Source organism: Micromonospora gifhornensis, assembly GCF_016863515.1.
Lineage (GTDB): Bacteria > Actinomycetota > Actinomycetes > Mycobacteriales > Micromonosporaceae > Micromonospora > Micromonospora gifhornensis.
Genome location: NZ_BOPA01000020.1, coordinates 217,917 through 228,948 on the forward strand (window position 1 = coordinate 217,917; position 11,032 = coordinate 228,948).

8 protein-coding genes are annotated in these 11,032 nt (G+C 69.3%); 4 read left to right on the forward strand and 4 right to left on the reverse strand.

Annotated elements, in window-relative coordinates; translation table 11 throughout:
- Positions 1-63: 63 nt before the first annotated feature.
- Positions 64-1,008: a permease prefix domain 1-containing protein gene (locus Vgi01_RS15695; protein ID WP_102658060.1), complete on the reverse strand. Its 945-nt coding sequence runs from the start codon at positions 1,006-1,008 to the stop codon at positions 64-66.
- Positions 1,005-1,346 carry a PadR family transcriptional regulator gene (locus Vgi01_RS15700; protein ID WP_013732708.1) on the reverse strand — a complete coding sequence of 114 codons (342 nt, stop codon included), beginning with the start codon at positions 1,344-1,346 and terminating at the stop codon, positions 1,005-1,007. The genes Vgi01_RS15695 and Vgi01_RS15700 overlap by 4 nt, the downstream gene beginning before the upstream one ends.
- Positions 1,347-1,520: 174 nt before the next feature.
- Between Vgi01_RS15700 and Vgi01_RS15705 the strand changes: the two genes are divergently transcribed.
- Both Vgi01_RS15705 and Vgi01_RS15710 read left to right on the forward strand, forming a co-directional pair.
- Positions 1,521-2,135, forward strand: coding sequence for an acyl-CoA-like ligand-binding transcription factor (locus Vgi01_RS15705; protein WP_102658058.1), 615 nt, complete (start codon positions 1,521-1,523; stop codon positions 2,133-2,135).
- A 169-nt stretch (positions 2,136-2,304) separates the two neighbouring features.
- A complete protein-coding gene (locus tag Vgi01_RS15710; protein ID WP_102658057.1) occupies positions 2,305-3,885 on the forward strand; it encodes an MDR family MFS transporter in 1,581 nt (526 codons plus the stop codon).
- 78 nt (positions 3,886-3,963) lie between these two features.
- Here the strand turns inward: Vgi01_RS15710 and Vgi01_RS15715 are convergent, their stop codons facing one another.
- Positions 3,964-5,028, reverse strand: a complete 1,065-nt coding sequence (locus Vgi01_RS15715) for a cobalamin-independent methionine synthase II family protein (RefSeq protein ID WP_204291498.1) — start codon at positions 5,026-5,028, stop codon at positions 3,964-3,966.
- 223 nt (positions 5,029-5,251) lie between these two features.
- Here Vgi01_RS15715 and dnaE point away from each other — a divergent pair, with 223 nt between their 5' ends.
- The gene (gene dnaE / locus Vgi01_RS15720) at positions 5,252-8,785 is read left to right on the forward strand and encodes a DNA polymerase III subunit alpha (RefSeq protein WP_102658055.1); all 3,534 of its coding nucleotides are present in this window, start codon (positions 5,252-5,254) and stop codon (positions 8,783-8,785) included.
- A 127-nt stretch (positions 8,786-8,912) separates the two neighbouring features.
- A complete protein-coding gene (locus Vgi01_RS15725; protein ID WP_204291499.1) occupies positions 8,913-9,950 on the forward strand; it encodes an aminotransferase class V-fold PLP-dependent enzyme in 1,038 nt (345 codons plus the stop codon).
- 92 nt (positions 9,951-10,042) lie between these two features.
- Here Vgi01_RS15725 and Vgi01_RS15730 read toward each other — a convergent pair whose 3' ends face one another.
- Entirely contained in the window at positions 10,043-10,906 is an 864-nt protein-coding gene (locus tag Vgi01_RS15730; protein WP_204291500.1) for an SPFH domain-containing protein, read from the reverse strand.
- Between the last annotated feature and the right edge of the window lie 126 nt (positions 10,907-11,032).

Below are 11,032 nucleotides of genomic sequence, written 5' to 3' on the forward strand. Positions count from 1 at the left end.
GCGGCGGTGGAGGATCTCCACGACTGCCGCCAACCTCATGATCAGCAGGGCTGGGGTAGGGGATCAGCGGGCGGCGCGGCGGGCCTTGAGGGCGCTGTCGACGACGTCCCAGAGGGTGGTGGCGACGATGACCACGATGCTGATCCGTGCGACGGTGTCGATGCCGCCGTCGCGCAGCCAGGCGAAGCGGGCGACGAAGTCGGGGTTGAACAACCTGTCGTTGGTCAGCAGCCAGATCACCGGCACCGCGTACGCCAGGTTGAGTGCGGCGTTGACGGCGACCAGCGGCCAGGTCCACCGGCGGGCCCGGTACTTGGCGACCTCCAGCCCGATGCTGGCGACCAGGACGACGAGCAGTGCCGGCAGCCAGAAGCTCCAGAGCGCGGGGTCGAGGAGCGGCAACCGGACGCCGTCGCCGACCACCGTCTGGAAGTGCTGCCACGGCAGGGCGGCGATGAGCAGGACCAGGAACACGATCGAGGCGCACACGTCGGTGAGGCTGACGTCCCGCTCGACGGGCTCGTCCGGGAGCTGATCGACGCTCCACTCCGGCCGGTTGAGCGGGGTGCCCACCCGCTCCATGATCGCGAAGATCAGGGTCACCCAGAAGGCGATCTGCACCGCGACGTTGAACGCCGCCACGATGCCCTTGCCGATCGCGCCGCCGGCGTTGTCGGAGACGGTGGCCTCCAGCACGCCCATCAGCACACCGATGATGGCCGGAATGGTGCTCAGCAGCCCGATCATCAGTCGTTGCCAGGCCAGGTAGTACGTCGGGCCGATCAGTTGCAGTCGCCGGTCGGCGTACCGGGCGGCCAGCTCGGCGGGGTTGCCCAGCTCGGTGAGCACCTCGCGCTCGGCCGTCGCGGCGTCGACCCCTTCGGCCGTCCGACCGTCGACCATGTCAGCGATCGAGGCGCGCAGTTCGTCGGCGATCTCCTCGCGGCGCGCCGTCGGCACCGAGCGCAGGGTGGCGGCGAGGTATCTGTCGGTCAGCGAGGTCGTCATCGGGGGGCTCCTTCGATCAGGGCGGTCAAAGAGGTCTGCACGGCGGCGAGGTCGGTGAGCAGGCGGTCCAGCACCTGCTCGCCCGCCTCGCTGGTGCGGTAGAACTTGCGCGGCCGGCTTTCCTCGGTGTTCCACTCGCTGGTCAGCAGCCCCTGCTCCTCGAGCCGGCGCAACAGCGGGTAGAGGGTGTTGGCGTCCACCGGAAAGCCGTGTCCGGTGAGCCGTTGCAGCAGCGCGTACCCGTAGCCGGGTTGGCGCAGCGCCACCAGGCTGGCCACCACCACCGTCCCCCGGCGTAATTCCTGCAGATGCGTCCGCAACACGTCGTCACTGCCCATGCGTCACACCATACTGTGTGGCGCACAGTGTTGTCCAGTGGCCAATGGTGTTGGTGGGGCAATAGTGTTGTATGGGCAATGGTGTTGGTCGCCCGACATGGTGTCAGTCGGGGAAATTCGCGTCACACGCTAAAACTTTGCAGCGTATGCACCTTTGGCCTTACGGTTTCTGACGTGCAGGTGGACGAGCTGACGACGCTGGGGCGACGGGACCGCAAGAAGCGGCAGACCCGAGCCGCCCTGGCCGCCGCCGCGCTGCGGCTGGTCGCCGAGCGCGGCCTCGACCAGGTGACGGTCGAGGACATCAGCGAGGCGGCGGACGTCTCCGCCCGTACCTTCTTCAACTACTTCCCGACCAAGGACGACGCCCTGGTGGGCGACAGCGAGGGCGACCGCGAGCGAGTGCTGCGGGCCCTGGCCGCCGTACCCGCCGAGCAACCCGCGCTGGAAGCGCTGCGCCGCGCCTTCATCGGGGCCGTCGAGGAGGCGCAGGGCGACGCCGAACTGTGGCAGCTGAGGTTGCGGGTGGTGACCCAGCATCCGGTGCTGCTGGGCCGCCTGGTCACCGGCAACGCCACCACCGAACGGGCCCTCGTCGAGGCGATCGCCGCGCGTACCGGACTGCCGGCCGACGACGCGTACCCGGCGCTGGTCGTGGCGGTCGCGGGGGCTGCCCTGCGGGCCGCGATGATCCGGTGGGCGACCGGCGATGCCCACCGGCTGGCCACGCTGCTCGACGAGTCGTTCGCCACCATCGCCGCCGGCCTGCCCGACCCCCGCACCGGCTGACCACGGGCCCGCCGCCCGCCGAGCCCGTCACCCACCCGAATCTGCCGCCTGCCGAGCCTGCCGCCTGCCGAGTCCGGCGTGTGTCGAGCCCGGCTGCGGCACCCAGACCAGGACCACCTGTCCGGCGCGACCGCGTCGAGGACTGAACCATGCGTGAGGAAGAAGTGTCATGACGACTGCGATCGAGCCGGTCGACGCCGCAGGGGCGGACGGCGGCCGGATGTCCCGCCGGGAGATCCTCCAGGCCCTCTCCGGGCTGATGGTGGGGATGTTCGTGGCGATCCTCGCCTCGACGGTGGTCGCGAACGCGCTGCCGCGCATCATCGCCGACCTCAACGGCAGCCAGACCGTCTACACCTGGATCGTCACCAGCGAACTGCTGGCCATGACCGCCACCGTGCCGTTGTGGGGCAAGATGGCCGACCTCTACAGCAAGAAGCTGCTGATCCAGCTCTCCCTCGGGCTGTTCGTGCTCGGCTCGTTGGTCGCCGGTCTCACCCCGAATGTGGAGGTGCTGCTGGTCAGCCGGGTGATCCAGGGCGTCGGCGCGGGTGGCATGACCGCCCTGGCGATGATCGTGATGGCGGCCATGATCCCGCCGCGTGAGCTGGGCCGCTACGCCGGCATCTTCGGCGCGGTGTTCGGTGTCGGCACCATCGCCGGCCCGCTGATCGGCGGCGTGCTGGTGGACACCTCGTGGCTGGGCTGGCGCTGGTGCTTCCTGATCGGGGTGCCGTTCAGCTTCCTCTCCATCTTCCTGCTCCAGCGCACCCTGCACCTGCCGATCATCCGCCGCAAGGCCCGCATCGACTGGGCCGGCGCGGCACTGATCACCGCCGGTGTGTGCACCCTGCTGATCTGGTCCTCGCTGGCCGGGCACAAGTTCGCCTGGGCCTCCGGCTGGACCGCGCTCATGGTCGTCGGTGGTCTGGCGCTGCTGGTGGTGGCCGTCTGGGTCGAGTCCCGGGCCGCCGAGCCGATCATTCCGCTGGAGATCTTCCGCAGCCGTACGGTCACGCTGACCACCGTCGCCAGCATGCTGGTCGGCGTCGCCCTGTTCGGCGGGACGGTCTTCCTGTCCCAGTACTTCCAGACCTCCCTGGGCAAGTCGCCGACCATCGCCGGCCTGATGAGCCTGCCGATGATCCTCGGTCTGCTGGTCTCCTCCACGATCGCCGGCCAGCTCATCACGAAGTACGGCAGGTGGAAGGCGTACCTGGTGGCCGGGGCCGCCATCATGGGCGTCGCGATGCTGCTGCTGTCGACCATCGACATCGACACCCCGCTGCCGCTGCTGTTCAGCTACATGGCGCTGCTCGGCATCGGGGTCGGCATGCTCATGCAGAACCTGGTGCTGGCGGCACAGAACGACGTGCCCGCCCACGAACTGGGTGCGGCCACCTCGGTGCTCACCTTCTTCCGCAGCATGGGCGGCGCGATCGGGGTCAGCGCCCTCGGCGCGGTGCTGGCCAACCGGGTCACCGGCCTGATGACCGCGCAACTCGGACCGGCCGCCGGTGCGACCGACGGCGGCACCACCGAGGTACCCGACCTGTCCACCCTGCCGGAGCCGGTGCTGGTGATCGTGCAGAACGCGTACGCCACCGCCACCTCGGAGCTGTTCCTGATCGGCGCGCCGATCGCGTTCCTCGCCCTGCTGGCGGTGCTGTTCATCCGGGAGAAGCCGCTGCACACCCTCAGCGGCGACGAGCGGGCCCGCCAGGAGGCGAACCTGCCCGTCGCACACTGACCGAGATCTGGACTCGACGTGGGGCGCCCGGCATCCGGGCGCCCCACGGTGGCGCCGTGGTCGATGTGTGCCGCTGCCTCACGCTCCCAGGCGTTCGGCGGCCATCGCGGTGCCCTCGATGCGAGCTTGGATCTTCGCCCAGGCGGTGTCCCTGGAGGTGGAACGGTCGTCGCTGAACGGCGCGAAGCCGCAGTCGTCGCAGCTACCCAACCGCTCCGGGGCGATGTACTCGGCGGCCCGGAGCACCCGGTCGCGGACCTGCTCCGGGGTTTCCACGACCGGGTCGACCGGGTCGGTCACCCCGACGAAGATCCGCTGGTCCGGCCGCGAGTGGGTGGCGACCTGGCGGAGTACCCGGTCCGGGTCGGCCTCGCTGGCGAGCTGGAGATAGAACACCCCAGCGTGCAGCGCGAACAGGCTCGGCAGCAGCTCGGCGTAGTCGACGTCGAGGCTGTGCGTGGAGTCCTGGTCGCCGCCGGGACAGGTGTGCACGCCGATCCGGGCCCGCTCCTGCTCGGTGAACCGGTCGAGCACCCGATTGTTGAGCGCCACGAACGAGTCGAGGAGTCCCTTGGAGGGGTCGAGCTTGACCGCCAGGCGCCCCTCGGTGAAGTCGAGCTGCACGCTGCTGGCCCCGGCGTCCAACGCCTCCCGGATATCCGCCTCGGCCTCGTTCACCAGGTCGTCGAGGAACGCCTCCCGGTCGTACCCGTCGATGCCCTCGGGTGGGTAGAGCAGGCTCAGCGCGGAGGGCGCGATCACCGACTGCTTGACCGGCACGGTCGCGTACCGCTGGGCGGCCCGCAGGTAGTCCACGGAGCGGGCCGCGTAGCGGAACGGGCCGGCGGTCAGCTTGGGCAACTGCCGGGAATGGCCGTCGGCGAACGGGATCTCCACCCCGTCGGCCGCCAGGTGATCAAGACCATGCACGGGGTACGTCGCGAAGCTGGGCTTGCGCTGTTCGCCGTCGGTGACCACGGGCGAGCCGAGCGCTTCGAAGCGGGCGATGGTGTCGCGTACGGCGTCGTCGTACCGGGACTGGAGGGCGTCGGAGTCGAGTCTGCCGGCCTCGTGTTCCGCGATGCCGGCGAGGAGTTGCGCAGGGCGGGGGATGCTTCCGATCGGTTCCGTCGGGAGACTCATGCCACGAACCTAGCGGCGCCCATCGATCCACTCAACGTGTTCGCCCCGGTGCGCGCAGCAGTTGCCGCACCACTGCCAACCTCATGGTCAACCAGGTGGAGTGGGGTGGAAGTGTGATCCAGGATGCCGCACCGGTCGGTAGTGCGCGGCGCGCTGGAGCAGCTCCAGCGGCGGCGATAGGGTGGGTCGACCGACTCGATCATCCGACCCGGGGGGCCTTCGCATGAGCGATTCGTTCGCGCATCTGCACGTGCACACAGAGTACTCGATGCTCGACGGGGCGGCCCGGCTCAAGGACCTGTTCGCCGAGGTCAAGCGGCAGGGGATGCCGGCGGTCGCGATGACCGACCACGGCAACATGCACGGCGCGAACGACTTCTACAAGCAGGCCATGGCCGCCGGGGTGACGCCCGTGCTGGGCATCGAGGCGTACGTGGCGCCGGAGTCGCGGTTCCACAAGAAGCGGGTGCGGTGGGGTCGCCCGGAGCAGAAGAGCGACGACGTCTCCGGTAGCGGTGGTTACACCCACATGACCATCTGGGCGCGCAACCGGGTCGGCCTGCACAACCTGTTCAAGCTCACCAGCAAGGCGTACACCGAGGGCTACTTCGTGAAGTGGCCCCGGATGGACGCGGAACTGCTCGCCGAGCACGCCGACGGGCTGATGGCCACCACCGGCTGCCCCTCCGGTGAGGTGCAGACCCGGTTGCGGCTCGGCCACGACGCGCAGGCCCTCGAAGCGGCGGCGAAGTACCAGGACATCTTCGGCAAGGAGAACTTCTTCCTGGAGTTGATGGACCACGGCCTGGACATCGAGAAGCAGGTCCGGGACGGGCTGCTGGAGATCGGCCGCAAGCTGAACATCCCGCCGGTGGTCACCAACGACTCGCACTACACCCACGAGGCCCAGTCCGAGGCGCACGACGTGCTGCTCTGCGTGCAGACCGGCAGCAACGTCGCCGACCCGAACCGGTTCAAGTTCGGCGGCAGCGGCTACTACATCAAGTCGGCCGACGAGATGCGCGGCGTGGACAATTCCGACGTGTGGCTGGAGGGCTGCCGCAACACGCTGCTGGTGGCCGAGAAGGTCGACCCGACCGGGATGTTCGAGTTCCACAACCTGATGCCGCGTTTCCCGGTGCCCGAGGGGGAGACCGAGGAGTCCTGGTTCCGCAAGGAGACCTTCGCCGGCCTGGCCCGCCGCTTCCCGAACGGCATCCCCGAGGGGCATGTGGTGCAGGCCGAGTACGAACTCGGCGTCATCATCCAGATGGGCTTCCCGTCGTACTTCCTCGTGGTCGCCGACTTCATCCAGTGGGCCAAGAACCAGGGCATCGCCGTCGGTCCGGGCCGTGGCTCGGCGGCCGGTTCCCTTGTCGCGTACGCCCTGGGCATCACCGACCTGGACCCGATCCCGCACGGGCTGATCTTCGAACGGTTCCTGAACCCCGAGCGGGTCTCCATGCCGGATGTCGACATCGACTTCGACGAGCGTCGGCGCGGTGAGGTGATCAAGTACGTCACCGACAAGTGGGGTGAGGACAAGGTCGCCCAGATCGCCACCTTCGGCACCATCAAGGCGAAGGCCGCGATCAAGGACTCGGCCCGGGTGCTCGGCTACCCGTACGCGGTCGGCGACCGGATCACCAAGGCCATGCCCCCGGCGGTGATGGGCAAGGACATCCCCCTGGAAGGGATCTTCGACCCGAAGCATCCGCGCTACGCCGAGGCCGGCGAGATCCGCGGCATGTACGAGTCGGAGGCCGACGTCAAGAAGGTCATCGACACCGCGCGGGGCATCGAGGGGCTGATCCGGCAGACCGGTGTGCACGCCGCCGGGGTCATCATGTCCGCCGAGCCGATCGTCGACCACATCCCGCTGATGCGCCGGGACTCCGACGGGGTGATCATCACCCAGTTCGACTACCCGACCTGCGAGTCGCTCGGGCTGTTGAAGATGGACTTCCTCGGCCTGCGCAACCTGACCATCATCGACGACGCGGTGAAGAACATCCAGCTCAACCACGGCAAGGAGCTGGACCTGCTGGGTCTGCCGCTGGACGACAAGGCCGCCTACGAGCTGCTGTCCCGAGGCGACACCCTGGGGGTGTTCCAGCTCGACGGCGGGCCGATGCGCTCGCTGCTGCGGATGATGAAGCCGGACAACTTCGAGGACATCTCCGCAGTCCTCGCGCTGTACCGGCCCGGCCCGATGGGCGTGGACTCGCACACCAACTACGCGCTGCGCAAGAACGGCCTCCAGGAGATCACCCCGATCCACCCGGAGCTGGAGGAGCCGCTCAAGGAGATCCTCGCCCCCACCTACGGCCTGATCGTCTACCAGGAGCAGGTGCAGCGCGCCGCGCAGATCCTGGCCGGCTACACGCTGGGTCAGGCCGACCTGCTGCGCCGGGCGATGGGCAAGAAGAAGAAGGAGATCCTGGACAAGGAGTTCATCCCGTTCCGGGACGGCTGCCGCGAACACGGCTACTCCGACGACGCCATCCAGAAGGTCTGGGACGTGCTGGTCCCGTTCGCCGGGTACGCCTTCAACAAGGCGCACTCCGCCGCGTACGGGCTGGTGTCGTACTGGACGGCGTACCTCAAGGCGCACTACCCGGCCGAGTACATGGCGGCGCTGCTCACCTCCGTCGGCGACGACAAGGACAAGATGGCGCTGTACCTGTCGGAGTGCCGCCGGATGGGCATCCAGGTGCTGCCGCCGGACGTGAACACCTCGGCCGGTCCGTTCACCCCGGTTGGCAGGGAGATCCGCTTCGGCCTGGGCGCGATCCGCAATGTCGGCGCGAACGTGGTCACCTCGATCATGCGCTGCCGGGAGGAGAAGGGCGAGTACGCCGACTTCTACGACTTCCTGTCCAAGGTGGACGCGGTGGTCTGCAACAAGAAGACGATCGAATCGCTGATCAAGGCCGGGGCGTTCGACTCGATGGGGCACTCCCGCAAGGGCCTGCTCACCGTGCACGCCGACGCCATCGACGCGTACGCCGACGTCAAGCGCAAGGAGGCCGTCGGCCAGTACGACCTGTTCGGTGCGGGCTTCGGCGAAGCCGAGGTCGCCACCAACACCCAGGTCATGCCGACAATCGGCGACGGGGAGTGGGACAAGCGCGACAAGCTGGCCTTCGAGCGCGAGATGCTCGGCCTGTACGTCTCCGACCACCCGCTGTTCGGCCTGGAGCACATCCTCGGCGGGGCCGCCGACTGCACCATCTCCGCGCTGTCCGAGGAGGGCACCGTGCCCGACGGGGCGGTGGTCACCCTCGCCGGGATCCTCTCCGGCGTGCAGCGGCGGGTCACCAAGCAGGGCCGGGCGTGGGCCTCGGCCACCCTGGAGGACCTCGCCGGCGGGGTGGAGACCCTGTTCTTCCCGAACACCTACGAGGTGATCGGCCAGTACATCGCCGAGGACGCGATCGTGGTGGTCAAGGGTCGGGTGGACCGGCGCGACGACATCCCCCGCATCATGGCGATGGACATGTCCCTGCCCGACATCTCCACAAGCACGACCAACAAGGCGGTCACCCTGACCATCCCGGTGACCCGGTGCACTCCGCCCCTGGTGGAGCGGCTCAAGGAGACACTGGTGCTGCATCCGGGCGACGCCGAGGTGCACGTCAAGCTGCTCAACGGCAGCCGGACCACCCTGCTGCGGCTCGGCCCGGTCCGGGTGGCGGCGACCACCGCCCTGATGGCCGACCTCAAGAGCGTCCTCGGCCCCGCCAACGTCAGCTGACCCGCCCGCGGTCGGGTGGGGTGCTGAGCGCCGTTTCGGCGGGGTGGCGGTGGGCTCCGGGTCGAGGGCCAGGGGGTGCGGATTGGCGCTGCTCACCGGCCGGGACCGGCGACTAGCGTCGGTTGGCGTGGAGCTTGAGCAGGCACAGAAGCTGTGGCAACCGCACCCCGGGTGGCTGAACACCGCCAGCTACGGTCTACCGCCCGACCCGGCCTGGGACGCGTTGCAGGAGGCGCTCGCCGGGTGGCGGGCAGGAACCGCCTCCTGGGAGAGTTGGAGCACGGCCACCGACCGGTCGCGGGCGGCCTTCGCCAAGCTGACCGGGGTGCCGGTGGCCGACGTCGCGGTCGGCGTCAACGTCTCGCAGCTGCTGGCACCGATCGCCGCCGCCCTGCCCGCCGGCGCCCGGGTGGTCGTCCCCGAGGTGGAGTTCACCTCCAACCTCTTCCCCTGGCTGGTGCAGCGGGAACGCGGCGTCGAGGTGCGCACGGTGCCCCTTGCCGACCTGGCCACCTCGATCGACGCCGGCACCGACCTGGTGGCGTTCAGCCTGGTGCAGTCCGCCAACGGCGCGGTGGCCGCGTACGACGACATCGTCGCGGCGGCCCGGGCGCACGACGCGCTGGTCGCGGTCGACGCCACCCAGGCCTGCGGTTGGCTGCCGTTCGACGCGGCCCGCGCCGACGCGGTGGTGGTCGGCGGCTACAAGTGGCTGATGGGGCCGCGCGGCACCGCCTTCGCCTACCTCGCGCCGCAGCTGCGGGACCGGTTGCGCCCGGACGCCGCCGGTTGGTACGCCGGTCAGGACCCGCACGGCTCCTACTACGGTCCACCGCTGCGGCTGGCCGACGACGCCCGCCGGTTCGACATCTCACCGGCCTGGTTCAGTTGGGTCGGTGCGGCCCCGACGCTGGAGTTGCTGCTGGAGATCGGGGTGCCGGCAGTACACGCGCACGACGTGGCGCTGGCCAACCGGTTCCTCACCGGGCTGGGGCAGCCGCCGGGCGACAGCGCGATCGTCACCGTCCAGGTGGCCGGCGCGCAGGAGAAGCTCGAACGGGCCGGTGTCCGCGCGGCGGTACGCGCCGGCAACGTCCGCGCCTCCTTCCACCTGTACTCGACCCAGCACGACGTCGACCTCGCCCTGGAGGCATTGACCAGCTGATCACGCGCCCTCGCCGGACTGCCTGCCCGGTCCGGTGGGCCGCCCGGTCGGTCGCTGCCCGGTCCAGTCGCCGTCCGGCGAGGGATGTCAGTTCACTTCGCGCTGCCGGTGACGATGCCCGGGTTGATGCACAGACCCGGTGAGCTGCCGTTCTTCTCGGCGATCTCCAGGCAGCGGGTCACCTTGTCGACCTTGGCGTTGGTCTCGGTGATCTCCTTCTGGATCTCGGCGTTGCGGCGGTCCTGTTCGAGGTTGCGGGTCTGGGCGAGCTTGTCCTGGAAGGCCTTGATGTTGCCCTCGGTCTTGTCGTCGTGGTTGACCCGGGTGATGGTCACCGACAGGATGTCGACGTCGCTGCCCAGCCGGCCCTCGGCGCTGGACTTGATGCTCTCGGCGAAGGGCTTGAGGTCGACGTTCAGGTTGCCGGTCTTCGCGTCGATACGCTCCAGCGGGTTGTAGGAGGCGAAGGCGTCGTTGACCGCACTGTCGAGCTGCACACCGACCCGCTGACCCCGGAAGCTGTCGAAGTCGCCCTTGTAGTCCATGAACTGCTGCGGGGCGTTGTCCGGCTGGACCTGCCACTCGATCAGCACCTCGACGCAGGCGTCGGCGAGGGTGCCGGTACGCACCCGTACGCAGGCATCGTTGCCGATGTGGTCGTACTTCTGCCGCCCGGCGTCCCATTCGCCGACCCGCTGCCACGGCGCGACCCACTTCAGGCCGGAGCCGGTGACCTCACCGGTCGGCTTGCCGAAGCTGGTGACGATCCCGACCGAGCGGATCGGTACCGAGTGGGCGCTCGACGCGACGGTGAGCAGGAGCGTCGCGGCCAGTGCGGTGATCGCGGTCAGGGCGCCGACCTGTCGTACGCTCCGCTGTCCGCCGAGCAGTGCGACGGCGACGGCGACGGCCGCGATGACCGCGCCGACGATCGCAAGGATGAAGCCGATGGGCATGGGTTGCGTACCTTCCGGAGCGGCCTGCTGAGTGGATCATCAACCTACCGGCCCTGCGCAAGTGCCCTTCGGAACCCCGTGAAGACGCCGATGGCCGGCACCCGGGTGCGGGTACCGGCCATCGGT

Excerpts from the sequence above, each read along its gene's own strand:
- Vgi01_RS15695 (WP_102658060.1), bottom strand. The coding sequence starts at position 1,008 with ATGACGACCTCGCTGACCGACAGATACCTCGCCGCCACCCTGCGCTCG.
- Vgi01_RS15700 (WP_013732708.1), bottom strand. The coding sequence starts at position 1,346 with ATGGGCAGTGACGACGTGTTGCGGACGCATCTGCAGGAATTACGCCGG.
- Vgi01_RS15710 (WP_102658057.1), top strand. The coding sequence starts at position 2,305 with ATGACGACTGCGATCGAGCCGGTCGACGCCGCAGGGGCGGACGGCGGC.
- Vgi01_RS15715 (WP_204291498.1), bottom strand. The coding sequence starts at position 5,028 with ATGAGTCTCCCGACGGAACCGATCGGAAGCATCCCCCGCCCTGCGCAA.
- dnaE (WP_102658055.1), top strand. The coding sequence starts at position 5,252 with ATGAGCGATTCGTTCGCGCATCTGCACGTGCACACAGAGTACTCGATG.
- Vgi01_RS15730 (WP_204291500.1), bottom strand. The coding sequence starts at position 10,906 with ATGCCCATCGGCTTCATCCTTGCGATCGTCGGCGCGGTCATCGCGGCC.